22 protein-coding genes are annotated in these 26,344 nt (G+C 61.4%); 13 read left to right on the top strand and 9 right to left on the bottom strand.

The features are described 5' to 3' along the window. The first annotated feature begins 6 nt into the window (after positions 1 to 6). The 3 genes from bglA to AC13QO_RS10180 all read left to right on the top strand — a co-directional run bounded on the left by bglA (position 7) and on the right by AC13QO_RS10180 (position 3,299). Entirely contained in the window at positions 7 to 1,659 is a 1,653-nt protein-coding gene (bglA, locus tag AC13QO_RS10190; protein WP_085776987.1) for a beta-galactosidase BglA, read from the top strand. 21 nt (positions 1,660 to 1,680) lie between these two features. Beyond that, entirely contained in the window at positions 1,681 to 2,769 is a 1,089-nt protein-coding gene (locus AC13QO_RS10185) for an ABC transporter ATP-binding protein (protein ID WP_085776988.1), read from the top strand. 176 nt (positions 2,770 to 2,945) lie between these two features. Then, entirely contained in the window at positions 2,946 to 3,299 is a 354-nt protein-coding gene (locus AC13QO_RS10180; protein WP_009996042.1) for a hypothetical protein, read from the top strand. 84 nt (positions 3,300 to 3,383) lie between these two features. Here AC13QO_RS10180 and edd read toward each other — a convergent pair whose 3' ends face one another. The 5 genes from edd to AC13QO_RS10155 all read right to left on the bottom strand — a co-directional run bounded on the left by edd (position 3,384) and on the right by AC13QO_RS10155 (position 10,342). Beyond that, a complete protein-coding gene (gene edd, locus AC13QO_RS10175; RefSeq protein ID WP_085776989.1) occupies positions 3,384 to 5,204 on the bottom strand; it encodes a phosphogluconate dehydratase in 1,821 nt (606 codons plus the stop codon). Positions 5,205 to 5,282: 78 nt separating this feature from the next. Beyond that, positions 5,283 to 5,981, bottom strand: coding sequence for a 6-phosphogluconolactonase (gene pgl / locus AC13QO_RS10170; protein ID WP_488540584.1), 699 nt, complete (start codon positions 5,979 to 5,981; stop codon positions 5,283 to 5,285). Positions 5,982 to 5,991: 10 nt separating this feature from the next. Continuing rightward, entirely contained in the window at positions 5,992 to 7,467 is a 1,476-nt protein-coding gene (zwf, locus tag AC13QO_RS10165; protein WP_085776991.1) for a glucose-6-phosphate dehydrogenase, read from the bottom strand. 134 nt (positions 7,468 to 7,601) lie between these two features. Beyond that, positions 7,602 to 8,897, bottom strand: a complete 1,296-nt coding sequence (locus AC13QO_RS10160; RefSeq protein WP_488540583.1) for an NAD(P)/FAD-dependent oxidoreductase — start codon at positions 8,895 to 8,897, stop codon at positions 7,602 to 7,604. Between the two features lie 8 nt (positions 8,898 to 8,905). After that, positions 8,906 to 10,342 (bottom strand): glutamine synthetase family protein, encoded by a 1,437-nt coding sequence (locus tag AC13QO_RS10155; protein WP_085776992.1) that lies wholly within the window; start codon positions 10,340 to 10,342, stop codon positions 8,906 to 8,908. A gap of 125 nt (positions 10,343 to 10,467) precedes the next feature. Between AC13QO_RS10155 and AC13QO_RS10150 the strand changes: the two genes are divergently transcribed. From AC13QO_RS10150 to AC13QO_RS10135, 4 genes are all read left to right on the top strand, one after another. Continuing rightward, a complete protein-coding gene (locus tag AC13QO_RS10150; protein WP_198175493.1) occupies positions 10,468 to 11,649 on the top strand; it encodes a BaiN/RdsA family NAD(P)/FAD-dependent oxidoreductase in 1,182 nt (393 codons plus the stop codon). A 145-nt stretch (positions 11,650 to 11,794) separates the two neighbouring features. Further along, positions 11,795 to 11,938, top strand: a complete 144-nt coding sequence (locus tag AC13QO_RS10145) for a hypothetical protein (protein WP_198175494.1) — start codon at positions 11,795 to 11,797, stop codon at positions 11,936 to 11,938. A 313-nt stretch (positions 11,939 to 12,251) separates the two neighbouring features. Beyond that, positions 12,252 to 14,783: a methyl-accepting chemotaxis protein gene (locus AC13QO_RS10140; RefSeq protein ID WP_085776994.1), complete on the top strand. Its 2,532-nt coding sequence runs from the start codon at positions 12,252 to 12,254 to the stop codon at positions 14,781 to 14,783. Between the two features lie 154 nt (positions 14,784 to 14,937). Beyond that, a complete protein-coding gene (locus AC13QO_RS10135; protein WP_488540582.1) occupies positions 14,938 to 16,785 on the top strand; it encodes a methyl-accepting chemotaxis protein in 1,848 nt (615 codons plus the stop codon). Here AC13QO_RS10135 and AC13QO_RS10130 read toward each other — a convergent pair. Next, complete coding sequence (locus AC13QO_RS10130) at positions 16,758 to 17,006, bottom strand: hypothetical protein (protein WP_198175495.1); 249 nt, start codon at positions 17,004 to 17,006, stop codon at positions 16,758 to 16,760. The genes AC13QO_RS10135 and AC13QO_RS10130 overlap by 28 nt on opposite strands. A gap of 90 nt (positions 17,007 to 17,096) precedes the next feature. Here AC13QO_RS10130 and AC13QO_RS10125 point away from each other — a divergent pair, with 90 nt between their 5' ends. After that, complete coding sequence (locus tag AC13QO_RS10125) at positions 17,097 to 17,966, top strand: LysR family transcriptional regulator (RefSeq protein ID WP_085776997.1); 870 nt, start codon at positions 17,097 to 17,099, stop codon at positions 17,964 to 17,966. A gap of 112 nt (positions 17,967 to 18,078) precedes the next feature. On the opposite strand, the gene AC13QO_RS10120 is transcribed toward AC13QO_RS10125, so the two are convergent. Together AC13QO_RS10120 and aceA are read right to left on the bottom strand one after the other, a co-directional pair. Continuing rightward, the gene (locus AC13QO_RS10120; protein WP_064800722.1) at positions 18,079 to 18,315 is read right to left on the bottom strand and encodes an SMc00767 family acetate metabolism repressor; all 237 of its coding nucleotides are present in this window, start codon (positions 18,313 to 18,315) and stop codon (positions 18,079 to 18,081) included. A gap of 20 nt (positions 18,316 to 18,335) precedes the next feature. Continuing rightward, positions 18,336 to 19,625, bottom strand: a complete 1,290-nt coding sequence (gene aceA / locus AC13QO_RS10115; protein ID WP_085776998.1) for an isocitrate lyase — start codon at positions 19,623 to 19,625, stop codon at positions 18,336 to 18,338. Between the two features lie 193 nt (positions 19,626 to 19,818). On the opposite strand from aceA, the gene AC13QO_RS10110 reads away from it, so the two are divergent. The 5 genes from AC13QO_RS10110 to AC13QO_RS10090 all read left to right on the top strand — a co-directional run bounded on the left by AC13QO_RS10110 (position 19,819) and on the right by AC13QO_RS10090 (position 25,423). Then, positions 19,819 to 21,228 carry a helix-turn-helix domain-containing protein gene (locus tag AC13QO_RS10110; protein ID WP_085776999.1) on the top strand — a complete coding sequence of 470 codons (1,410 nt, stop codon included), beginning with the start codon at positions 19,819 to 19,821 and terminating at the stop codon, positions 21,226 to 21,228. A gap of 127 nt (positions 21,229 to 21,355) precedes the next feature. Then, a complete protein-coding gene (locus AC13QO_RS10105) occupies positions 21,356 to 22,453 on the top strand; it encodes a polyamine ABC transporter substrate-binding protein (protein WP_488540581.1) in 1,098 nt (365 codons plus the stop codon). Positions 22,454 to 22,542: 89 nt separating this feature from the next. Beyond that, on the top strand, positions 22,543 to 23,685 hold the full coding sequence (locus AC13QO_RS10100; RefSeq protein WP_085779965.1) for an ABC transporter ATP-binding protein: 1,143 nt from the start codon (positions 22,543 to 22,545) through the stop codon (positions 23,683 to 23,685). A 4-nt stretch (positions 23,686 to 23,689) separates the two neighbouring features. Next, positions 23,690 to 24,601, top strand: coding sequence for an ABC transporter permease subunit (locus AC13QO_RS10095; protein ID WP_085777000.1), 912 nt, complete (start codon positions 23,690 to 23,692; stop codon positions 24,599 to 24,601). Between the two features lie 3 nt (positions 24,602 to 24,604). Further along, on the top strand, positions 24,605 to 25,423 hold the full coding sequence (locus tag AC13QO_RS10090; RefSeq protein WP_085777001.1) for an ABC transporter permease: 819 nt from the start codon (positions 24,605 to 24,607) through the stop codon (positions 25,421 to 25,423). A 105-nt stretch (positions 25,424 to 25,528) separates the two neighbouring features. Here the strand turns inward: AC13QO_RS10090 and AC13QO_RS10085 are convergent, their stop codons facing one another. Then, positions 25,529 to 26,191 (bottom strand): GntR family transcriptional regulator, encoded by a 663-nt coding sequence (locus AC13QO_RS10085; RefSeq protein ID WP_085779966.1) that lies wholly within the window; start codon positions 26,189 to 26,191, stop codon positions 25,529 to 25,531. Positions 26,192 to 26,344: the final 153 nt, after the last annotated feature.

The raw sequence follows: 26,344 nt of genomic DNA, 5'->3' as shown, positions 1-26,344 counted from the left end.
TATCTCATGAACGTGGCTTCCCAATCGATCTTGACCGCCGACAAGGACTGGTGGCGCGGCGCGGTGATCTATCAGATCTATCCGCGCTCCTACCAGGATTCGAACGGCGACGGCATCGGCGATCTGAAGGGCATCACCGCCCGCCTGCCGCATGTGGCGAGCCTCGGCGTCGACGCGATCTGGATCTCGCCCTTCTTCACCTCGCCGATGCGCGATTTCGGTTACGACGTTTCCGATTACGAGAATGTCGATTCGATCTTCGGCACGCTGGTGGATTTCGACACGATGATTTCAGAGGCCCATCGCCTCGGAATCCGCGTGATGATCGACCTCGTCATCTCCCACAGCTCGGACCAGCACCCCTGGTTCGTGCAGAGCCGTTCCAGCAAGACCAATGCCAAGGCTGATTGGTATGTCTGGGCCGACGCAAAACCCGATGGCTCGCCGCCGAACAACTGGCTGTCGATCTTCGGCGGCTCCGCATGGGCGTGGGACCCGACGCGCATGCAGTATTACCTGCACAATTTCCTGACCTCTCAGCCGGATATGAACCTGCATAACCCGGAAGTGCAGGATCGTCTGCTCGATGTCGTGCGCTTCTGGCTTAATCGCGGCGTCGACGGCTTCCGCCTCGATACCATCAATTTTTATTTCCACGACCCGCTCTTGCGCGACAATCCGGCGCTTGCGCCCGAGCGGCGCAACGCCTCGACGGCGCCGGCGGTCAATCCCTATAACTTCCAGGAGCATATCTACGACAAGAACCGGCCGGAGAACCTTGCCTTCCTGAAGCGTTTCCGCGCCGTGCTCGAAGAGTTCCCGGCAATCGCCGCCGTCGGCGAGGTGGGTGACAGCCAGCGCGGCCTCGAAATCGTAGGCGAATATACCTCCGGCAATGACAAGATGCACATGTGTTATGCCTTCGAGTTCCTGGCGCCCGATCCACTGACGCCGGAGCGCGTCGAGGAGGTGATGGAGGATTTCGAAGCTGCCGCACCCGATGGCTGGGCCTGCTGGGCCTTCTCCAATCATGACGTCATGCGTCACGTCAGCCGCTGGGGCGGGCTGGTCGCCGATCACGACGCCTTCGCCAAACTCTATGCCTCGCTGCTCTTGACGCTGCGCGGCTCCGTCTGCCTCTACCAGGGCGAGGAACTGGCGCTGACGGAAGCCGATCTCGCCTATCAGGATCTGCAGGATCCCTATGGCATTCAGTTCTGGCCTGAGTTCAAGGGCCGCGACGGCTGCCGCACGCCGATGGTCTGGGACAGCCACGTCGCCCAGGGCGGTTTTTCAACCGTCAAGCCCTGGCTGCCGGTGCCGGTCGAGCACATCCTGCGCGCGGTCAACGTCCAGCAGGGTGATGAGACTTCGGTGCTGGAGCACTATCGCCGCTTCATTGCCTTTCGCAAGTTGCATCCGGCCTTTGCCAAGGGTGAAATCGAATTCGAGGAGGCGCAGGGCGACAGCCTGGTCTTCACCCGCGAATACGGCGATGAAAAGCTGCTCTGCATTTTCAACATGAGCCCGGCCGAGACCGGCGTCACTCTGCCTGCGGGAGAATGGCAGGCATTGACGGGCCATGGCTTTACCAGCAACAACTATGGCGACAAGATCGATATTCCGGCCTGGGGGGCGTATTTCGCCCGTCTCGCTTAAGGATCAGGAGGGGAGTGACAAATGACTGGACTGACACTGAAGGACATCCGCAAATCCTACGGTTCCGTGGATGTTCTCCATGGTATCGACCTCGATATCAAGCAGGGCGAATTCATCGTCTTCGTAGGTCCGTCCGGTTGCGGCAAGTCCACGCTTCTGCGCATGATTGCCGGTCTCGAGGCGATCACCGGCGGCGAGATGTATATCGACGGCCAGCTCGTCAATGACGTGCCGCCGTCGAAGCGCGGCATCGCCATGGTCTTCCAGTCCTACGCGCTCTACCCCCACATGACCGTCTACGACAATATGGCCTTCGGCATGAAGATCGCCGGCGAAAGCAAGCAGGAGATCGACCGCCGTGTTCGCGCGGCGGCCGAGAGCCTGCAGCTGACCAAATATCTCGACCGCCTGCCGAAGGCGTTGTCGGGCGGCCAGCGCCAGCGCGTGGCGATCGGCCGCGCCATCTGCCGTGATCCCAAGGTCTTCCTGTTCGACGAGCCGTTGTCCAACCTCGATGCAGCGCTGCGCGTTGCCACCCGTATCGAAATTGCCCGTCTCAACGAGCAGATGGCCGATACGACGATGATCTACGTCACCCACGACCAGGTCGAGGCGATGACGCTCGCCGACCGTATTGTCGTCCTCTCGGCCGGCAATATCGAGCAGGTCGGCGCGCCGCTGGAACTCTACGAACGCCCGGCCAACCTCTTCGTCGCGAAATTCATCGGCTCGCCCGCCATGAACATCATTCCCGCGACGATCGCCGGGACCGGCAGCCAGACGACCGTAACGCTGACCGGCGGCATGTCGGTGACACTAGATGTGGCGACCGAAGCTTCCGAGAAAGGCAAGCAGGCGAGCTTCGGCGTTCGTCCCGAAGATCTGAGGATCGCCGACGGGAGCGACTATGTTTTCGAGGGCGAAGTCTCGATCGTCGAGGCGCTCGGCGAAGTGACGCTGCTTTATATCGAGGGCCTGGTTCCCGGTGAGCCGATCGTTGTCAAGTTGCCGGGCATATACGATGTCCATAAGGGCCAGAAGATGCGCTTTGCCGCCGATCGGCAGAAGCTGCATCTCTTTGACGCGACCGGCCACACCTATCGGAAATGAGGAAGCCATTTTTGGGGTAATAACACCAGAAATTGTGCGGGACGGGCCGAATTCTCACTTTCTGTTAAAGATCGGCTGCTACCTTTTCCCAGTCGATTTACGAGGGGGACAAGCACGTGGCCGCTTCCAATCCATCACAGCCAAGACCTCACTTCCTGAGCAAGGAAGAATCCTTCATGTATGACCGCGAGGCGCGGTTCAAGATGGAGGACACAATGAATGCCGCGCGCATCGAATATACGGAAAAGGGCGTCATGCACGCGGCTTCGCGCCGCTGCGATATCGTCCGCATCTCGATGAGCAGCGCGACGCTCGCCATCCTGACCCAGTTCAACCTGCCGAAGCAGTTCTATCTGGATATTCCGGATGCCCGCATCACCAAGGTCGGTTGCCTGCTGATGAAGGTGAATGCCAACAACACGATCGAGGTGCGTTTCCTGCGACTGCTGACCCAGAAGGAACTCAACAAGATCTTCGTCTACAGCACGCACCCGGCGCACAAGGATTACGTTCTCGATATCCGCGCCTAAGGATATCACCGGACCTGATACAGAAAACCCGCGGGGTGCTTCGTGCGCACCCCGCGGGTTTTTGTTTGCTCCGGGCGTTCATGCTCAGTGGAAGAGCACGCTCGCACCCTGATCGGAAGCGCCGACGGCGCGGCGGAAGGGGGCGAAGAGTTCACGGCCCATGCCGAATTCATTGTCCGAGAGATCGATGCTCACCGGCTCGCGCTCGGCCATGTCGGCAGCGTCGACCAGCACTTCGAGCGTGCCCTTGATCGCGTCGAGGCGAATGATGTCGCCGTCCCGGATGCGGGCGATCGGGCCGCCGTCGACGGCTTCTGGGGTTACGTGGATCGCCGCCGGTACCTTTCCGGATGCGCCGGACATGCGCCCGTCGGTGAGGAGCGCCACGCGGAAGCCGCGATCCTGCAGCACGCCGAGCGGCGGCGTCAGCTTGTGCAGTTCCGGCATGCCGTTCGCCTTCGGCCCCTGGAAGCGCACGACGGCGACGAAATCGCGGTTGAGCTTGCCTTCCTTGAAGGCGTCCTGCAGTTCCTGCTGGCTGTGGAAGATGATCGCCGGCGCCTCGATGACGTGGCGCTCCGGCTTGACGGCCGAGATTTTGATGACCGCCTTGCCGAGGTTGCCGCGCAGCATCTTCAGCCCGCCATTCGCCTGGAAAGGCGTCTCGATGCTGGCAAGCACCTTCGGATCGTGGCTCTTGTCAGGCGACGGTTCGCGCAGCACGGTGCGGTTCTCGCCGAGGCGGGCATCGACCGTATAAGCTTCGAGGCCCTGGCCGAAGACGGTGCGAACGTCGTCATGCACCAGCCCGTGCTTCAAGAGTTCCTTGATGAGGAAACCCATGCCGCCGGCCGCCTGGAAATGGTTCACGTCGGCAAGGCCGTTCGGATAGACGCGGGCAAGCAGCGGCACGATTTCGGAAAGCTCGGCGATGTCCTGCCAGGTCAGCTGAATGCCGGCTGCCCGCGCCATGGCGACGAGGTGCAGCGTGTGATTGGTCGAGCCGCCGGTCGCATGCAGGCCGACGACGCCGTTGACGACGGAGCGCTCATCGATCATCTCGCCGGCCGGCGTGAATTCGTTGCCGAGTGCCGTGATCGCCAGCGCCCGCTTGGCGGCTTCGCGCGTCAGCGCTTCGCGCAACGGCGTGCCGGGGTTGATGAAAGAGGATCCCGGCATGTGGAAACCCATGATCTCCATCAGCATCTGGTTGGAATTGGCGGTGCCGTAGAAGGTGCAGGTGCCGGGGCCATGATAGGACTTCGATTCCGCCTCCAGCAGCTCGGCGCGGCCGACCTTGCCCTCGGCAAAGAGCTGGCGCACGCGCGACTTCTCGTCATTCGGCAGCCCCGTCGTCATCGGACCTGCCGGAACGAAGATCGACGGCAAATGGCCGAAGGATAGGGCCGCGATGACGAGGCCCGGCACGATCTTGTCGCAGACGCCGAGGAAGAGGGCGGCATCGAACATGTTGTGGGATAGGCCGACGCCCGCGGCCATGGCGATCAGGTCTCGCGAGAAGAGCGAGAGCTCCATGCCAGGCTGTCCTTGGGTGACGCCGTCGCACATGGCGGGCACGCCGCCGGCCACCTGGGCGACACCGCCAGCCTCGGCGGCCGCCTCGCGGATGATTGCCGGATAGGTCTCGAACGGCTGGTGAGCCGAGAGCATGTCGTTATAGGCGGTGATGATGCCGAGGTTGGGGACATGGTCGCCGGCGAGCGCGTCCTTATCGGCGGGGGAACAGATGGCGAAGCCGTGGGCGAGGTTGGCGCAACCGAGCACCGAGCGCTGCACACCCTTTGAAGCTGCGGCGCGCAGGCGGTCCAGGTAGCGCTCGCGGGTCGGCTTCGAGCGTTCGACGATGCGATCCGTGATCGCAGAAATGCGTGCATGAGCGGACATGGAAAATCCCTGCCTTATTCGTTGTCTCTATCTCTCTCGGCGGCTCCGGCCTGAATCCGGATCCGGGTCTGGGGCCGATCAGGGAGCCCAGTAGATCTCGACCGGGGAAGTGGCCCGGCGCAGAACGGCGCGGATCGGCATTTCTGCCTCGTCACCGCTGCCTTCCGCCTTGGCGAAAACGTCTTTTTTGCCTTCGCCCTCGATATGGAGCACCAGGAGTGCGGCATCCTGAAGACTGGAGAAGGTGAAGGTCAGGCGCGGCTCGCCGGCTCCTTCCGCTTCCATCGGGATGACGCCGCGCGGCGTCGATGCGTCGAGCGCCTGGGCAAGATTGCTGCCGCCGGGAAAGAACGAGGCCGTGTGGCCGTCGCCGCCCATGCCGAGGATCACCACGTCGAAGGGGATGCCGATTTCGGCGCTCTTTTCCGTCGCAAGCCGTGCGGCTTCCTCGACTGAGGATGCCGGCTGGTAAAGCGGCACGAAACGCGCCGCCTTCGCCTTGTCCTGCAAGAGATTGGCATCGACCAGCAGATGGTTCGAGCGGGCATTATCGGCCGGAACGAAACGTTCGTCCACCAGCGTGATCGTCACCTTGTCCCAGGCAATGTCGCGTGTCGAAAGCGCCTGGAAGAAGGCCTTCGGCGTCGAACCGCCGGAAACGGCCATGGACGCCGCACCTCGAGCGGAGATGGACGCCGAGAGCGTATCGGCAACCTTATCGGCGAGGCCGCCGGCGAGTTCGGCGGCACTAGCGAAGGAATGCAGGGTTGAGGCCATCGATGTCGTCCTAGATGTCGTCATGCCAGGTGCGGCCGTCGCGCTCGATGAGCGCGATGGCCTGGCTCGGGCCCCAGGTGCCAGCCGTATAGCCCTGCACCTGCTGGCCGGTCGTTTCCCAACCCTTGAGGATCGGATCCACCCATTTCCAGGCGGCTTCGACTTCGTCGCGGCGCATGAACAGGGTCTGGTTGGAACGGATCACATCCATCAGCAAGCGCTCGTAAGCGTCGGGATTGCGGACATTGAACGCCTGGGCGAAGCTCATGTCGAGCGATACGTTGCGCAACCGCATGCCGCCCGGACCCGGATCCTTGATCATCAGCGACTGCTTGACGCCCTCATCCGGCTGCAGGCGGATGATCAGCTGGTTGGCGACGATGCGTCCGGCCGCCTGGTCGAAGATCGCATGCGGGATCGGCTTGAAGGTGATGACGATCTCGGACATGCGTCCGGTAAGCCGCTTGCCGGTTCTGATGTAGAACGGAACGCCCGCCCAGCGCCAGTTATTGATCTCGGCCTTGATGGCGACGAAAGTCTCGGTGTTCGAGACGCCGCCTTCCAGCTCTTCGAGATAACCCTTGACCGGGCCGCTGCCCGAAGCGCCGGCGCGATACTGGCCGCGGACCGTCGCCTGCTCGACATTGGAGGCATCGAGCGGCTTCAGGGCGCGCAGCACCTTCAGCTTCTCGTCGCGAACGGCTTCCGAATCCATCGACGATGGTACTTCCATCGCCGTCAGGCAGAGCAGCTGCAGGATATGGTTCTGCACCATGTCGCGCAGCGCGCCGGCCGTATCGTAATAGCCGGCGCGGCCTTCGAGACCGACCGATTCCGCCACGGTGATCTGCACATGATCGATATAGTTGGCGTTCCACAGCGGCTCGTAAAGCGCATTGGCGAAACGCAAGGCCATCAGGTTCTGCACCGTCTCCTTGCCGAGATAGTGGTCGATACGGAAGATCTGCTCTTCCTTGAAGACGCGGCCGATCGTGTCGTTGAGTTGCAGCGCCGAGGCCAGATCACGGCCGATCGGCTTCTCGACGACGATGCGGGTCGATTTGGTGATCAGCTTGTGGTCATGGATCTTCTGGGAAATATCGCCGAAGATGCCGGGCGCAACCGCCAGATAGAAGGCGCGCACCCGATCTCTGCTTTCGTCGAGCAGTTTCTTCAGCTGATCCCAGCCCGTGTCAGTGCGGGCGTCGACCGAAACATAGTAGAGGCGGGCACAGAACTTTTCGACCTCCGCGTCGTCGTATTCGCCTTTCTTCAGGTGTTCCTTCAGCGCGTCCTTGGCGAACTTGCGATATTCCTCATGCGAAAGCGGGCTGCGCGAGGCGCCGATGATACGCGTCGGTTCCGTGAACTGACCCTCGATCTGGCGATGGTAGAGCGCAGGCAGAAGCTTACGTTCGGCAAGGTCGCCGCTGCCACCGAAGACGACATAATCAAAAGGCTCAACGGGAATGATCTGGCTGCTCATGAGCTTGTCTCTCAATCAGGCTGGTTGGCGGCCCTTTTAATCTAATCGATTTAAAAAAGCCAGTGTGCAGTGCAATGAATCTGTCAGGCACCGGTTTTAGAGCGAATTCCGCAAAGAGGAAATCCGCAATCGGACTAAAACTTGTCGCGAAGCGCAAACCACGACAAGGCGAGGAAAAGCAACGGCGCCCGCATCCGGGCTCCGCCGGGAAAGGCGGGAATGTCGAGCGATTTGAACAGATCAAGATCGCCGGATTTTCCGAGCACCGCTTCTGCGTAGAGCTTGCCACAGTAGTTTGACAGCATGACGCCATGGCCGGAGTAACCGCCGATCGAGGTGACGCCGGGCATCACCTCGCGCACGAAAAGCTGGCGTGGCATGGTGATGCCGACGCTGCCTCCCCAGGCATGGGTGATCTCGATATCCTTCAGGTCGGGATAGATCTCGGCGATCTGCCGGCGGATATGCTCCGATATGTCCCGCGGATTGTCCGCCGTATAGGCCTCGCGCCCACCGAACAGCAGGCGGCCTTCGAATCTGCGGAAATAGCGCACGACGAAGCGCGAATCGGCGACGGCCTCGCCCCCCGGCAGCACATCGGGGTAGCCGTCGAGCGGAACAGTGGCGCCGATGAAGGAGCGGATCGGCATAACATGACTTGCCGTCACCGGCTCAAGATTGCCGATATGGCCGTTGCAGGCGAGCAGCGCCCGGTCGGCGGTGATCGTGCCCTTTTCGGTTTCGATCGTCACCTTGCCGCCGCTTTGGCGGATCGCCTTTGCATGGGTCATCTCGAAAATGGACGCGCCGGCATTGGCGGCCACCCGGGCGAGCCCGATGAGCAGCTTGAGCGGATGAATATGGCCGGTCCCGACATCGCGCACGCCGCAGTGGAAACGCTTCGAGCCGAGCCGCTCCTGCGTTTCCTTCTCATCCATGAAGCTCAAATGCGGGTAGCCATAGCGCTCGGCGGCGATTTCGGCATTCTCACGGTAGTCACGTTCGTAGCTTGCCTTGTGCGCGACGTTGAGCTGCCCGGGCACATAATCGATCTCGATCTGATGTTCCCGGGCGAAATCGAGAAGATGGCGCTTGGCCGCCTCGGCGACATCGAACAGGGCTTTCGAGCGTTCGTAGCCGATCTTTTCCTCAAGCTCTTCCGGCCACCATCGCTGGCCGGTGCCGAGCTGGCCGCCATTGCGCCCCGACGCTCCGTCTCCGAAGCGCCAGGCCTCGATCAGCACGACGGAAACGCCTGACTTGGCGAGGTTGTAGGCGGCCTGCAGGCCGGTATAGCCGCCGCCGACAATTGCGACGTCGCATGTTCTCGAGCCGTCGAGAGCGGCGTAGGTCGGCCGCTCCCCGACAGTTGCCTGATACCAGGATAGCCCGGGCGCAATCGGGCTCTGCCACATCGCCTGCGATGCCATGATATCGCTCACACGTTGAGCAGAAGAAACTCCCGCTCCCAGGGACTGATCACCTGCATGAAGGTCTCGAATTCGCCGCGCTTGACGCCGGCGTAAAGGCCGATGAACTGCTTGCCGAACACCTCTTCGAAGGCGGGCTCGTCCTCCATCAGCGCCACGGCTTCCAGCAGGCCGCGCGGCAGGTCGATCGAGCCCTCATTGGCCGAATCCTCGGTCGGCGCCGTCGGCTCGATCTGCCTCATGATGCCGAGCAGGCCGGCGGCAAGCGAGGCGGCGAGCGCCAGATAGGGATTGGCGTCCGAGCTCGGCAGCCGGTTTTCCACCCGCCGCGCCTGCGGATCGGAAACCGGAACGCGGAAGGCGGTCGTCCGGTTGTCGTAGCCCCAGGCGTTGTTGACGGGGCAGGACATGTCGGGCTGCAGGCGCCGATAGGAATTCACATAGGGCGCCAGCATCGCCATCGCGCTCGGCACAAATTTCTGCATGCCGCCGATGAAATGGAAGAATTCCTTCGAGGCCGATCCATCCGCATTGGAGAAGACGTTTCTGCCTGTCTCGACATTGACCACCGACTGGTGGATGTGCATCGCCGATCCCGGCTGGCCCTGCATCGGCTTGGCCATGAAGGTCGCATAGATGTCGTGCTTCAGCGCCGCTTCACGGATCGTGCGCTTGAACAGGAACACCTGGTCGGCAAGCTCGATCGGATTGCCGTGGCGCAGGTTGATCTCGAGTTGCGCCGGTCCCTCTTCGTGGATCAGCGTATCGATCTCCAGCCCCTGCTTCTCGGAGAAATGGTAGATGTCGTCGATCAGCTCGTCGAATTCGTTGATGCCGGCGATCGAATAGCCTTGGCCGCCGAGGATCGAGCGGCCGGAGCGGCCTTTCGGAGGATGCAGCGGATAGTCGGGGTCGTCATTCTTGGCGACCAGGTAGAACTCGATCTCGGGCGCCACGATCGGCTTCCAGCCGCGGTCGTGATAGAGGCTCATGATCCGCTTCAAGACGTTGCGTGGCGTATAGGGCACTTCGCCGCCGTCGGAATCGACAATGTCGCAGATCACCTGGGCCGTCGGGTCGGTTTCCCAGGGCACGACCGACAGCGTCGAAAGATCGGGCATCAGCTTCAGATCGCTGTCGCGCGGCTCGTAGCGGAAGCTCTCCGTCTCCTCCGGATACTCGCCCGAAATCGTATGCCGATAGATCGCCGACGGCAGCGCCAGCGAGGTGTTGGAGGTGAATTTGGAACTCGGCATCATCTTGCCGCGCGGAACGCCGGCAAGATCCGGCGTGATGCATTCAATGTCTTCGATGCCCCTGGCCCTCAGCCACTGCGCCGCTTCCTTCCAGTTCGCAACGCCGCGCAGGGATCCGGGGTCCGGGGGTGTTTTGGTCGAGGCGGGTACGTTTCTGGCAGGCTTCAGCGTCGTCTTTTTTGGGGACATGACACACCGGTTTGGTTGATCGTGGCGCCATCATAGCCGGAGTTTGCCAATTGGCGAGGGGTTGAGAACGTTGACTTTCGTCCTTTGATGGAAAAGAAGACGCCGGTTGGATCGGGGAAAAAGGTTTGCAGCACAAAAGCGACGTCATCGTCATCGGCGCCGGAGCCGCCGGCATGATGGCGGCCATTCGCGCGGGCAGACGCGGCCGCTCGGTCGTGGTCATCGACCATGCGAAGGCGCCTGGCGAGAAGATCCGCATATCAGGCGGCGGCCGCTGCAATTTCACCAATATCCATGCCGGACCGAGGAATTTCCTTTCCGCCAATCCGCATTTCTGCAAGTCGGCGCTTGCCCGTTTCACGCCCGCCGATTTCATCGCCATGGTCGATCGGCACGGCATTGCATGGCATGAAAAGACGCTCGGCCAGTTGTTCTGCGATGACAGCGCCAAGGACATCATCCGTATGCTGCTGGACGAGATGCGCGCGGTCGGCGCGGGCCTGCATCTCGGCACCGAAATATCCGGCGTCGAGAGGAGGGAGGCAGGCTTCCGCGTCTCCACGGGCGAAGGCGTCTTCGAGGCATCCTCTCTCATCGTGGCGACCGGCGGCAAATCGATCCCGAAGATGGGTGCCACCGGCTTTGCCTATCGCCTTGCCGAACAGTTCGGCCTCACCGTGCTCGAAACCCGCCCGGCTCTCGTGCCGCTGACGCTGGATCCAGGCATGCTTGCAAGCATTGCGCCGCTTGCCGGCATATCGGCCCCCGCCAAAATCCGCCACGGCCGCACTGCCTTCCGTGAAGCGCTGCTGTTTACCCACCGGGGTTTAAGCGGCCCCGCCATCCTGCAGATTTCCTCCTACTGGCGGGAGGGTGATGAAATCGTCGTTGCAGTCGAACCGGATGTCGACATATCGGCGCATTTGAAGACGGCGAAGCAGCTGAATGGCCGCCAGTCGGCCCAGACAGCTCTCGGCGATATCCTGCCGAAGCGGCTGGCCCAGTTTCTCGTCGAGCGGGAAAAGATCGCCGGTAATATGGCCGACCTGCCGGACAAGGCGCTGCAGCGGCTGGCCGCCAGCGCCCAGAACTGGATCATCAAACCATCCGGCTCGGAAGGATATCGCACTGCCGAGGTGACGCTCGGCGGCATCGACACCGCGGGCCTCGATTCCCGCAGCATGGAAGCAAAGACCGTTCCCGGCCTTTATTTCGTCGGTGAATGTGTTGACGTCACCGGCTGGCTCGGCGGCTATAATTTCCAATGGGCCTGGGCTTCCGGTTTTGCCGCCGGCGAATCTGCGTAGAAATATCCGCAATAACGATTCAAGACTTCTTAAGAGAGGTGCGCCATCCTGTCTCAATTGCCGGATCTGAAAGCTTTTCCCAAATCAAGCTTTACCGGCAGGCCTTTTTGTTGGACTGTTGTGTCACAAGAGTGAGGTTTCGAGCATGAACAGAAACGCACGACGCGCCCGCGCCATCGCAATCGCCCAGGCAAAACCCGACGCCCGCATCGCCAGCCTGCGATACCTGATGCTCGCAGCCGGCGCGACCGCCGCAAGCCTGGCGCTGCTGCTAGCCAACCTCATCTGATCCTGCCCGCCCATCTGAAAGCAAACTTGCCGGCCTCCGATCGCGACGCTGCGCCCGCGTGGCGCATAATCTGCAATTATTTCACCGTGTTGGCTTAAGTCACCATTACCGCTTATCTGAAAATTAATATCTAATCTGACACAATCGCCCGCGATTATTTGGGCGTTTCCAAGTTTGCTTGGACATGAACTGGCAATGACTGCCGCCTGGCCTCCAGGTCCCCCGATGGAAAGAGAATAATTCGATGTGCACTCGGCTGGCGCGCCTTATGGCTGCCGGCGGGAGGAGTAGTGTATGAAAGGCCCGGAACGCCATGTTGATTGACAAGATTCTTTCCCGTTTCAGGATCAAGACCAAGGTTTTGATCTTCGTTCTGCCCTTTGTCGTTACCATTTCGGCGGTGGGATTGACCGGCCTTTACGCATCCGGCCTTCTTCAGGGCCGCATGGAAATATCCAATAGCGTGCTGCAGTCGCTGAGCGGGTTCAAGGATCTCTACGGTTCGATGGACGATTTCCTGCGCGTCACCAGCCCCGAGGCGCGCGACAAGCTGCTGTCGGATCTGAAGATGCAGCAGGGCGTGCTCGATCAGACGCTCGACCAGGTCGGTGAACAGGCTGCCGGCCGGGACAGCCTCGCGGAAGCTTCGAGCCGCACCAAGGAGATTTCGGGCGTCGTCGACAAGCTCTGGGCGTTGCACGAGCAGGAACAGGCGCTGCATGAGCAGATCGATGCGGCGCAGAAGAGCCTGATCAGCACCCGTTTCACGGTCTCCTATCAGGCCGAGGAATTGCAGACCGCGCTCCAGCGCGATGAAGGCGCTGCCACCATAACGCTGCGCACTGCCGACCGCCTATTGAAGGGCGGCGATTTCTTCGGCACCGTGGCCAGCGGCTACGCCAAGCCGCAGACGCCTGAGGAAAAGATCGCCTTCATCAACGAACAGATGCCCGCGATCATCAAGTCGCAGCGCTTGATCGCCATTTCGGTTCCGGCCAATCAGAAGAATGTCATCGACGCGCTGGCAGCGACCATCGACGGCATTAAGGCGATCGCCCAGATGCCCAGCCCGACCGACGAGAACATCACCGAACTCGGCCGCCTCATTTCGCGCTTCCGTCAGACCTCGACTTATACACAGTTGACCGCGACGCAAATGATGCGTCAGGCGACACAGAGTTTTGCTGAACTCGAGGGCCGCATTGGCCAGACCAATTCCGTTCTTCAGGATACGCGGCGCCTGGAAAATTCGGTCTATGCGCTGCAGATCGTCCTTTCCGATTTCCTCGCCAATTCAAGCAAGGACAATCTGGTCCGTCTGCAGCAGCAGACCGGCACGCTCGGCAAGGACATGGAGGTGCTGGCCACCAGCGCCAAGGGAATGGGCTTTGCCGAAGGCATATCGGACGCGATCAAGCCGGCGCTTGACGTCATATCGGGCGGCGGTTCGAAGATCGTCGATACGATCGGCGAGCGCGTGACGGCCTATGCCGCGGCGCGACAGGAACTCGACGAGATCTGGAAGAAGCTCACTGATTTCGCCGAACTGCAGAAGCAGACAGCCGGAACCGAGCGCACCCAGGCAAACAGCATCTCCGTCATGACCACTGGCCTCGGCATTCTTCTGTCGATCCTCGGCGGCATCGCCCTGGTGCTGACGCTGCAGCGCCCGATCAGCCAGATCACCGCCGCGATGCGCCGCATTGCCGACGGAGCCCTGGATACCAGCATAACGGGCGAGCAGCGCTATGACGAAATCGGCGACATGGCCCGGGCGCTCGGCATCTTCAAGGAAAATGCCATCTCGAAGATTCGCATCGAGGAACAGAGCGACGAGGAGCGCGCTGCCGCCGAGCACGAGCGCCAGCGCAACGATGCCGAAAAGCGCGAGATGGACCGTCAGATCGAGTTCGCGGTCAACGCACTTGCGGCCGGCCTCGAGCGCATGTCGCAGGGCGATATCTCGACTACGATCGATACCCCCTTCATCGGCCGACTCGAACAACTTCGTCAGGATTTCAACGGTTCGATGCTGCGCCTGCAGGCAACAATGAGCCAGATCCGCGACAACGTCGAATTGATCCAGGGCAACGGCAACCAGATGGCCCACTCGGCCGAGGATCTCTCCAAGCGCACGGAACAGCAGGCTGCCTCGCTCGAAGAGACCGCCGCAGCCGTCGATCAGATCACCGTCACTGTCCGCTCGTCGGCCGAACGCGCCAAGGACGCGGACCAGATCGTCCGCCAGGCCAAACGCAGCGCCGACGATTCCGCGGTCGTCGTCAGCAATGCGATTGACGCCATGGGCCGCATCGAGGAGGCCTCGCGTCAGATCGAGCAGATCATCGGCGTCATCGACGAGATCGCCTTCCAGACCAATTTGCTGGCGCTCAACGCCGGCATCGAGGCGGCCCGCGCCGGCGAGGCCGGCAAGGGCTTCGCCGTCGTCGCCATGGAAGTCCGCGAACTTGCCCAGCGCTCCGCGGCGGCTGCGCAGGAGATCAAGGGCCTGATCAACAAGTCGACCAGCGAGGTCAGCTCCGGCTCGCAGTTCGTCCAGGAAACCGGCACCGTGCTTGCGAAGATCAGCGCCCAGATCGTCACGATCAGCCAGCATGTCGAGATGATCGCTCGCGCCAGCCACGACCAATCCAACGCGCTGCAGAGCGTCAACTCGACGGTCAATCAGATGGACCAGATGACGCAGAAGAACGCCGCGATGGTCGAGGAGACGACGGCCGCCAGCCGCGAACTAGCCGACGAGGCTGACGCGCTGCGCCGCCTGATCCAGCAGTTCAAGATCCACGGCGAGGCGGCCGAAGCCCAGGTTTATCGCGCCGCCTGATCGCGATCACTTCACGTCCGAACGGCCCCGGTTCTTCCCGGGGCCGTTTTCTTTTGTGTGCAGAATCGCGCTTCTCGCCGCTCTGATTTACGGAAAATTTTTCCTTAACGCTTTTGGCTTAATTTAGCATTTGTCATGCCGGCCGGGGGTTACGATGCTGCGCCTTTTTTCTACGTCTATCGTGCGACAGATCGTTGCGATCACGCTGTTTCTGCTGGCGATCAGCACGGCCGCCATTGTCGGCGCAACCTATTACAATCTCAGCCGTCATGTGATGGACGGGGCCGTCTCCGACGCCAGGGATGCCGCCCGCGCCATGGCTGTCCTTTACGGCGCGGCTGATCCGGCGGCGAAGATTGCGGTGAAGGACAATCAGCTCTCCGCCGTCACCGAGGATGCGGTTCCAGCCCTTGCCGATCATTCGCTTGTCGATCGCACCGCGCAGTCGATCGCCGGCGTCGCGACCATTTTCCAGAAGCAGGGCAGCGACTACGTCCGCATCTCCACGAACGTCAAGAAAGAAAACGGCGAGCGCGCCGTCGGCACCAAGCTCGCAGCCGAGCACCCGGCTCAGCCGGTTCTTGCCAGGGGTGAGGCCTATTACGGCCCGGCCGAGCTATTCGGCCGCAAGTTCATGACCGGCTATTTCCCGATCAAGAACGCATCCAATGCCAATGTTGGTATTCTCTTCATCGGCATTCCGATGGAATTCTATTACAAACGCATGAATGAGCTGCAGATCCTGATTCTCGGCATCGGCGCCATCGTCATGCTGCTCGTCGGTGTACTCGCCTTTTATGCGATCCGCCTGTCGGTGAAGCCTTTGCAGGCGCTGACCGCCAGCGTCCACTCGATCTCCTCGGGCGATCTCGAAGGGACGATCCCTTGTCTTGAGAAGAAGAACGAGTTCGGCGATATCGGCCGAGCCCTGGCGCTTTTCCGCGACAGCGCCCGCGCCAGGCGCGATCTGGAAACCGAAGCGGTCGAACAGCGCGCCTTGAGCGACGCGGAACGCGCCCGCAATGATGCCGACAAGCGCTCGCTCGACAGCCAGATCGATTTTGCCGTCAGCCAGCTTGCGGCCGGCCTCGGGCGCCTGTCCCAGGGCGATGTCTCGCAAACGATCGGCACGCCCTTTATCGGCCGGCTGGAACAACTGCGCGTCGATTTCAACGCGTCGCTGCTGCGGCTCCAGGATACGCTTTCCGGTATCCGCGACAGCGCTTCGACGATCCAGCGCAACAGCAGCGCCGTTTCGGCCTCCGCCGGCGAGCTTTCGAAGCGCACCGAGGCGCAGGCGGCGAGCCTGGAGGAGACCGCCGCCGCGGTGGAGGAGATCACAGTGACGGTTCGCTCCTCCGCCGAGCGTGCCCGCGAAGCCAACAGCGTCGTCGCCGCGACCAAGAAGACGGCCGACAATTCCGGCACCGTGGTCGGCGATGCCGTCGCCGCCATGGAGCGTATCGAAGAGGCTTCGCAGCGTATCGAGCAGATCATCGAGGTGATCGACGATATCGCCTTCCAGACCAACCTTCTGGCGCTGAATGCCGGCATCGAAGCGGCGCGGGCCGGCGAGGCGGGCAAAGGCTTTGCCGTCGTCGCCCAGGAAGTCCGCGAACTCGCCCAGCGTTCAGCCGATGCGGCGCGCGAGATCAAGTCGTTGATCGAAACGTCGAGCCGGGAAGTGACGGCAGGCTCGGAACTCGTCCAGAAGACCGGCGGCGTTCTTGCCTCGATCAGCCAGGAGATCATCGCGATCAGCGGCCATGTCGAGACCATCGCCACTGCCAGCCGCGATCAGTCGGCCGCGCTGCAGGAGGTCAACGGCTCCGTCAACGCCATGGACCAGATGACCCAGAAGAACGCCTCGATGGTTGCCGAGACCACGCAGGCAAGCCGTCTGCTCGCCGGCGAGGCCGATACGCTGATGGCGCTGATCGAACGCTTCCGTATTGGCGCCGAGCCCGCGGCCGCTCACCTCGGCGCAAGGAAAGTCGCCTGAGGAACCCGGCCGCGACTGCCGCAAGACTGCGCCGCAGCTTTGCGGCGCTTTGACACCACGCGCCTGATGATGAGGTCGAGCGAGGTCAGCCAGGCGGCGAAGCGAATGGTGCCGCTGTCTCCGAACTCGTCATAGAATCGATCCTCATCCGCCTTGCTGTTGCTCGGCGGGCGATGGTGGCGAAATCCATGCACGCCTGCGATGGTGATCATGTCGATCATGAGATGTCCTTTCCTACTCAAAGACATCTCTTGATTTAAGCATCGAATTTCTCTTCATAAACAGGGAAATCCACGCTATGTTTTTCACTGATGAAAAACGCGAATTGGGATTCCTATCAGCTTTTCCTGCAGGTGGCCCGCCTTGGCGGTCTGACGGGGGCCAGTGCCGCCAGCGGTCTTAGCCCCGCGACCATCGGCCGGCGCATGCTCGATCTCGAACAGGAGGTCGGCCGCACCCTGTTTTCCCGCAGCCAGACAGGTTATCGGCTGACGCGGGATGGCCAGGCGCTGCTCGATCACCTTCAAGAGATGGAAGCCGCCGCCCGCAAGGTCGAAGCCTGGCGGCAATCGGGTGAGGGCGGCACGACAGTCAGGATCACCGCAGGCACCTGGGTCGCCTGGCTTCTGACGGAGAATTTCGCTGCCATCCGCATGCCGGGCGATGCCTTCGCCATTGCGCTCACCATCGGTGAGGCGCGGGCAAGCCTTGCCTATCGCGAGAGCGACATCGGCATTCGCGCTTTCGAGCCGGAGGAACCCAATCTGGCCGCCCGCCAGCTTGGAGAGGTGGCATACGCCGTCTATGTCAGGCGAAATGCAGTCGAGACCGACGAGCGCTGGATTGCCGTCGGCGAGGAGGAGGCGATCTCGGCCTATCTGCGCTGGCCGCATTCCCATGCCGCGGCTGATATCGTCGCCACCGTCAACCGGCCGCGCTCGCTGCCGGATCTGGTGCGCGCCGGCGCCGGCAAGACGGTGCTTCCCTGTTTCGTCGGCGATCTTCATCCCGAATTGCAGCGCCAAGGCGGCGAATTGCCGGAATTGCGTCATCGTCAATGGATCGTCATGAATGCCGAGGATCGCCATCGCCCGGAGATCCGCACGGTCGCCGACCGCATGACGAAGCTCGTTAGAAGCTATGCCGACCTTTTCGCCGGCAAGCGTCCGAGCCGCGGCTGATACCCGGCCCGGGAAGACTGGAAGACGATAGGGCGTCCGCGCATTCTTTCGCGGCGCGGACGCTGTGACCGAGCGCAATCCGAGCGACGTGCCCGGGCTGCCGCCTATTTCGTCAGTGCCGGTTGGTGACGACGACCGGGATCAACAGGTCGCCCCAGTTGCCGTCGCCGCCGTGGTGACGGGCCGAGCGCACCAGTTCGACAGAAACGCCGGCCTCGACGGCCTTCATGACGGATTGGTTCAGCCGATGCAGGTCATTGGCGAGCATGCGGATCGTCGTCTGCTGATCCTCGCTCATGCTCGATGCCTGCTCTTCGGCCCGTTCGCGGACGCGTGCGATGGATGCCATGATCTATCCTCCTCTTCGGGTCATTCCGCAGCCGGTTTGAACTGCGCATGTTCGGTTGAATCGTGCATGGCCGTGGTCGAAGACCGGCCGCCGGTGATGGCGAGCGACACGGCGTCGAAATAGCCGGTGCCGACCTCGCGTTGATGTTTGGTGGCGGTATAGCCGTTCACTTCCGCGGCGAATTCGGCCTGCTGCAATTCGGAATAGGCCGACATCTGCCGCTGCTTGTAGCCGCGCGCCAGCTCGTACATGCCATAGTTCAGCTGGTGGAAGCCGGCGAGCGTGATGAACTGAAATTTGTAGCCCATTGCGCCGAGCTCGCGCTGGAACTTGGCGATCGTCGCCTCGTCGAGGTTCTTCTTCCAGTTGAACGATGGCGAGCAATTATAGGCAAGCAGCTTGCCCGGATGGACCTTGTGGACACCCTCGGCAAAACGGCGAGCCTGCTCCAGATCCGGCTTCGAGGTCTCGCACCAGATCAGGTCGCAATGCGGCGCATAGGCGACGGCACGGGCGATGCAGGGCTCGATGCCGTTTCTGACCTGATAGAAGCCTTCGACCGTGCGCCCGGCATCGTAGTCGACGAAGGGCTGGTCGCGCTCATCGATGTCAGACGTCAGCAGTTTTGCTGCTTCCGCATCGGTGCGGGCGATGACCAGGGTCGCCACGCCCATGACGTCGGCAGCAAGCCGGGCGGCGTCGAGATTGCGGATATGGGCGGCCGTCGGGATCAGCACCTTGCCGCCGAGATGGCCGCATTTCTTCTCCGAAGCGAGTTGGTCCTCGAAATGGACGCCTGCCGCACCCGCCTCGATATAGGCCTTCATGATCTCGAAAGCGTTGAGCGGCCCACCAAAACCGGCTTCCGCATCGGCAACGATCGGTGCAAACCAGGTCTCGACGGAAAGGCCGTTGCCCTCTGCGGTCTCGATCTGATCGGCGCGCTGCAGCGTGCGATTGATGCGCTTGGCGAGTTCCGGCCCGGCATTGGCGGGATAAAGCGACTGGTCGGGATACATCGCCGATGCGGTATTGGCGTCGGCCGCCACCTGCCAGCCGGAGAGATAGATCGCCTTCAGCCCGGCGCGCACCATCTGCATGGCCTGGTTGCCGGAGAGCGCGCCGAGCGCATTGACGAAGTCTTCCTGATGAATGAGCTGCCACAAGCGATCCGCCCCCATTTCGGCGAGCGTATGGCTGAGCGCCACCGAGCCTCTCAGCCGCTCTACGTCAGCGGCGGAATAGGGCCGTTCGATACCGTCAAAGCGGCCTGCTGGCGCATTTCGGACAAGCTTGTAAAAATCGGTCATGCGGGCTTTCCTCACTGAAAATCGTCATTGCGTGAATGAATGACAAGATTGACAATTTGCGCCGTTATGGCCAGAAAAACCTTTGATTTTCGGACCGGAAAGAGGTTAAGATGACGAGGATTGACAGAGGGGCGCTGTAAAGTAGTAAAGTTTTGTAAAATTAAGCGCCCCTGTTCTTTGTCAAAGGTGTGACATGGCGGAACGGAAGATCTTCGCAGGCCCTAAACTGCGGCGCATTCGCAATGCGCTGGCGCTGACGCAGACCGCCATGGCCGAGGCGCTGGAGATTTCGCCTTCCTACCTGAACCTGATCGAACGCAACCAGCGGCCGTTGACGGTTCAGCTGCTCCTGAAGCTTGCGGCCGTCTACCGGATCGATCTGGAGGAGTTGCGGGGACAGACCGGCGGCAGTCTCGGTCAGCTGAAGGAGGTCTTCGCCGACCCGCTGCTATCAGGCGAACTGCCCGGTGACCAGGAACTGGTGGAGGTGGCTGAAGCGGCGCCGAATGCCGCAAGCGGCATGATCAAGCTTTATCGTGCCTACCGCGAACAGGCCGCGCGGCTATCCGATCTGACAGTGCTGATGGCGGCCGAGGGGCATGCGCCCGTTGCCGCCGGCCGACTGCCGCTGGACGAGCTGCGCGAGGCGCTGGAGCGCCGATCCGGCTATTTCGGACGGATCGAGGCAGCGGCGGAAGCCTTTGCTGCGACGGTGCCCGGCGGCCTCGATCTTGCGGCGGGACTGAAGGACTGGCTGCGCGCCGAACGCGGCATTGCGGTGCGCGTCTTACCCGTGCACGTCATGCCGGATCTGCGCCGCCGTTTCGATCGCCATTCGATGCGGCTTTTCATTTCGGAACGCCTGTCGCCGGCCGATCGTGCGCACGAGATAGCGGTCGAGGCAGCGACCCTTGCCTTGCTGCCGGCCATCGATGCCGAGCTCGACGATCTCCAACTTTCCTCCGCCGAGGCGCGCCGCATCGCCCGCTTCGAGTTTGCCCGCATTGCGGCACTGGCGCTGGCCATGCCCTATGAAGCCTTCCTTTCGGCGGCCAAGGCGACGCGTTACGACATCGATATTCTTCGGACGCGTTTCGGCGTCTCCTTCGGCCATGCGGCAACGCGTCTGACGATGATGCAGCGACCCGGCGCGGCAGCAATCCCCTTCTTCCTGATCGAGATCGATGCGGCCGGCCATCGGCTGCGGCGAGCTGGCGCCCAAGGCTTTCCGCAGGCCCGTTTCGGCGGCGGCTGTCCGAAGCTCAATATCCACGCCGCCTTCCTGCAGCCGGGCCAGATTCTTGCCGAGACAGTGGTCATGCAAGATGGCGCGTCCTTCCTGACGGTCGCGCGCACCCTGGAGGGGCCGAGCGTCGAATTCGGCGAAAGAATCAGACGCACTGCGATCCTGGTCGGCTGCGATGCCGCTCTTGCAGACGGCGTGGTCTACGGGCAGGCGGCGGCGCTCGATCCGGTTGCAATCGGCCCGGCCTGTCGTCTCTGCGAGCGGCGCGGCTGCCTTTCCCGCGCCGAGCCGCCGGTAACGCGGCCGCTCGGGCTCGACGAGATGGTGGCGGGTCTCAGCGCCTTCGACTTCCAGTGATTGTGAAATGATTGAAGGCGCAGTTTTTGCGCTTGTGGGCTTAGAAATTCCTTCTTAGTCTGCGGACAAAACCAGAGGGAAAAAGATGTTCGCGGGATGCGGGCTCTTCGAACAAACAGGAGAATTCATGAGGTCAACCATCGCAACCGTGACGGCCGCAGCCATCGCCGCGCTCCTTGCCGCCGCGCCGGCCGTTGCGCAGGAGCGCGTCGTTAACGTCTACAACTGGTCGGATTATATCGACGACAGCATCCTTGCCGATTTCACCAAGGAAACCGGCATCAAGGTCGTCTACGACACGTTCGATTCCAATGAGACTGTCGAAACCAAGCTGCTTGCCGGCGGCACCGGTTATGACGTCGTAGTTCCCACGGCCGACTTCCTGCAGCGTCAGATCCAGGCTGGCGTCTTCCAGAAACTCGACAAATCCAAGCTGCCGAACCTTTCCAACATGTGGGATGTGATCCAGGAGCGCACCGCTGCCTACGATCCGGGCAACGAATACGCTGTCGACTACATGTGGGGCACCGACGGGATCGGCTATAACGTCAAGAAGGTCGCAGAAATCCTCGGGCCTGATGCCAAGCCAGGTCTCGAAGTGATATTCGACCCGAAGGTGGCCGAGAAGTTCAAGGATTGCGGCATCTACGTGCTCGACACGCCGAAGGACGTGATGACCACGGCGCTGCGTTATCTCGGCCTCGATCCGAACTCGACCAAGGCCGAAGATTTCAAGAAGGTCGAGGAATTGCTGACGGCGGTGCGCCCTTATATCCGCAAGTTCCACTCCTCCGAATATATCAACGCCCTTGCCAATGGCGATATCTGCATCGCCTTCGGCTATTCCGGCGACATGCTGCAGGCCCGCGACCGCGCGGCCGAGGCCAAGAACGGTGTCGAGGTCAACTATTCGATCCCCGTGCAGGGCGCCCAGATGTGGTTCGACATGATGGCAATCCCGGCCGATGCCAAGCATGTGGCCGAGGCGCACGAATTCCTGAACTACCTGATGAAGCCCGAGGTCATCGCCAAGGCGAGCGACCACACCTTCTATGCCAACGGCAATAAGGCCTCGCAGCAGTTCGTCAGCAAGGAAGTGCTGGAAGATCCGGCCGTCTATCCGACCGACGCGGTGATGAAGAACCTGTTCACGGTCAAGCCGTGGGATCCGAAGACCCAACGCACGGCGACGCGGATCTGGACGAAGGTCGTGACCGGCCAGTAGGTTGGTGCCAGGCCCGGACGGAAACGTCCGGGCCTTTCAATTACCGGCCGGGGTGGAGGCCGGCTGAAAACTTATTCTCGGGGAATATGATGAAATCTTTGGGCAATATCCGCCGCGCCTTCGCACCCTGGACCGATCCTTCTGCAAAACCTTTCATAGCCTTCAAGAATGTCACCAAGCGTTTCGGCAATTTCACCGCCGTCGATGATCTGTCGCTGAACATTTATCATCGCGAGTTCTTTGCTCTGCTCGGCGCCTCCGGCTGCGGCAAGTCGACGCTTCTACGCATGCTCGCCGGCTTCGAGCAGCCGAGCTCGGGCGAGATCATCCTCGATGGCACCGACCTCGCCGGCACGCCGCCCTACAAGCGGCCGGTCAATATGATGTTCCAGTCCTACGCGCTTTTTCCGCATATGACCGTCGAGAAGAATATCGCCTTCGGCCTCAAGCAGGACGGCATGCCGAAGGACGAAATAGTCGAGCGCGTGACGCAGATGCTGAAGCTCGTAAAGCTGGAGCAGTTTGCCTCACGCAAACCGAACCAGCTCTCCGGCGGTCAGCGCCAGCGCGTCGCGCTCGCCCGCTCGCTCGCCAAACGCCCGAAAGTGCTGCTGCTCGATGAACCGCTCGGCGCGCTCGACAAGAAGCTGCGCGAGGAAACCCAGTTCGAACTGATGGACCTGCAGCAGACGCTCGGCCTCACCTTCGTTGTGGTCACCCATGATCAGGAAGAGGCGATGACCATGGCCGACCGCATCGCGGTCATGAGCCACGGCCAGGTCGTGCAGGTGGCAACGCCGGGCGAAATCTACGAGGCGCCGAATTGCCGCTTTGTCGCGGACTTCATCGGCGACGTGAATATCTTCGACGGCAAGGTGACGACGTCTGGAAGCGGGGCGGTCGAGATATCAGTCGAAAGCGGCCTGACGATCCGGACTGCCGCCACGGAGGCGCCGGCGACCGGCAGCACGGTCGGTTTTGCTATCCGCCCGGAAAAGATTCGCGTGACGCGCACGGCCCCCGCGAACGCCTCGGTCAATGCCGCCAAGGGCGAGATCTGGGATATCGCCTATCTCGGCGACATGACCGTCTTCCACATTAAGCTGCCGGGCGGCAAATTCGTCAGAGCCTCTTCCCTCAACGCGCAGCGTTCCGTCGAAGACCCTTTCACCTATGATCAGGAGGTCTGGGTTTCGTTCGACGAGAATGGCGGCGTGCTGCTGAAGGACTGAGGCTATGGAAACTTTCGCATCTCGCCTTTACAACCGTCTCGTCATCATTATCCCCTATGCTTGGCTGCTGCTCTTCTTTCTGGCGCCGTTCTTCATCGTCTTCCGTATTTCCCTGTCGACGACGGCAATCGCCATCCCACCCTACGAGCCGGTCTTCTCCTTTGCCGATGGCTGGGGTGGTTTCTGGAGCAAGGTCGCGACCTTCTCCTTCGATAATTACGGCTATCTCACCGACGATCCGCTCTATTTCAACGCTTATCTCTCGAGCGTCATCATCGCGGCGGTCTCGACTTTGCTGATGCTGCTGATCGCCTATCCGATCGCCTATGGCATGGCTCAGGCCCCGCGCCGCATGCGGCCGACGCTTTTGATGCTCGTCATCCTGCCGTTCTGGACGAGCTTCTTGATCCGCGTTTACGCCTGGATCGCTATCCTGAAGCCCGAAGGGCTGCTGAACCAGCTTCTCCTGTCGCTGCATGTGATCGACAGCCCATTGATCATCCTCAACACCACCACCGCCGTCTATATCGGCATCGTCTATTCCTATCTGCCCTTCATGGTGCTGCCGCTCTATTCGGCGCTCGAAAAGATGGACGGCACGCTGATCGAGGCAGCGCAGGATCTCGGCTGCACGCCGATCCAGGCCTTCTGGCGCGTCACCTTCCCACTGTCGATCCCCGGTGTGGTTGCCGGCTGCATGCTGGTCTTCATCCCTGCCGTCGGCGAGTTCGTCATTCCCGATCTTCTCGGCGGTTCGCAGACGCTGATGATCGGCAAGACGCTCTGGAACGAATTCAACGCGAACAGAGACTGGCCGGTCTCCTCGGCGGTCGCAACCATCCTGCTGATGATCCTGGTGATCCCGATCGTTTTCTTCCAGAATGTCCAGGCCAAGGCCGAAGAGCGGGGGAAGTAAGCCATGCTGAGATGGACCCGTTTCAACATCATCTCCGTCGTGCTCGGCTTTGCCTTCCTCTATCTGCCGATCGTGCTGCTGGTGGTCTTTTCCTTCAACGAATCGAAGCTCGTCACCGTCTGGGGTGGCTTCTCCACCAAATGGTATGTCTCGCTGCTCTCGAACCAGGCCCTGCTCGATGCCGCCTGGGTAACGATCCGTGTCGGTCTGCTGTCGGCCACCTTCGCGACCGTCCTCGGCACGATGGCGGCGCTGACGCTGGTGCGCTATAGCCGCTTCCGCGGCCGCATGCTCTTTTCGGGAATGGTCTATGCGCCGCTCGTCATGCCGGAAGTCATCACCGGTCTGTCGCTGCTGCTGCTCTTCGTGGCGATCGGCTTCGACCGCGGCTTCTGGACGATCACGCTGGCGCATACGACGCTGACCATGTGCTTCGTCGCCGTTGTCGTGCAGTCACGGCTCTTGAGCTTCGACCAGTCCATTGAGGAAGCCGCCCAGGATCTGGGTGCGCCGCCGGTGCGGACCTTCTTCGAGATCACGCTGCCGATCATCTCGCCGGCGGTGTTTTCGGGCTGGATCCTGGCTTTCACGCTGTCGCTTGACGACCTCGTGATTGCAAGCTTCACCTCCGGCCCCGGCGCAACCACACTGCCGATGAAGATCTATAGCCAGGTGCGCCTTGGGGTGACGCCCGAGATCAACGCGATCTGCACGATCCTGATCGCCATCGTCGCGGTCGGCGTTATCTGCGCATCGATCGTCACCAAGCGCCGCGAAGTGCAGCGCGAGCGCGATGAGTGGGCGGCTGCTGCCGGCGCCTGATCCAACGAAAACGAAGAGCTCCAGCAGGTCTGGCTGGCGGTCGCTGACGACATGAACGTTTGACTTCGTTCACCGATGTCGCCGAGAGCGCATCGTTGTGAAATCTCAGCCGAGATAGGATGCCCGCTCGAACGCCTTTAAGAGTGCTCGCTCGGACAGATTGAGGTAGGTCTCCATCTCGTGGCACGCCTGACTGTTCTCACCTTTTTCTGTCAGGGTAACGATAGTGTTGTTCATATCAATGAACGGTGCGTGAAGTTGCTCCAGATTATCCAGAAGCCCGAACCCAAGGCGCAACTCTGCTGCAACGCGTTCGTAGAAATCGCTAAGCCGTGCGCTGTCTGCTAGGTCCACGATCGCGCTGTGAAATTTCATGTTCGCACTTCCTACTGCATGCCAGTCCTGCTCTTCACGCTTGGTCTTCGCCTCCTCCACAGCCTCGCGCATCGCTTTGACCGCAGGATGAAGTCGCCAGGCTTGCCGAAGCGCGCCGCATTCCAACATCCGGCGAACTCGGTAGATGTCCATGATAGAAGCCACATTCGGTGTTGCTACAAATACACCCCGATTGGTCTCGTGGCGGAGCAATCCGTCCTTGGTAAGCAGCCGAAAGGCCTCGCGGAGTGAGTTACGCGACACTTCAAACCGATCACTGAAGCCTGCTTCCGACACCCGCTGCCCAGGTAACAATTCACCGGAGATCAACAAAGCGCGGATGCGCTTCGCCAATCGGTCTGCCAAGGGCTGATTCTCAGCTTTTTCGGTCACCGAAACCTCTTCTGCCGCATGGGGATACTCGGCCATTGCATACCACTAAAATGGGCGACTGGAAGCGCCAATGTGAGAACGGAAAATCCATTTAGTGGGGAAATCAGTACGGTTTCAGTAAACGATGCAATTTGATCGTTGAACAATCAGTTA

The organism is Rhizobium sp. CNPSo 3670 (assembly GCF_057784555.1).
Note: the sequence above shows the minus strand (reverse complement) of the source record. Positions and strands in the feature narration are given on the sequence as shown.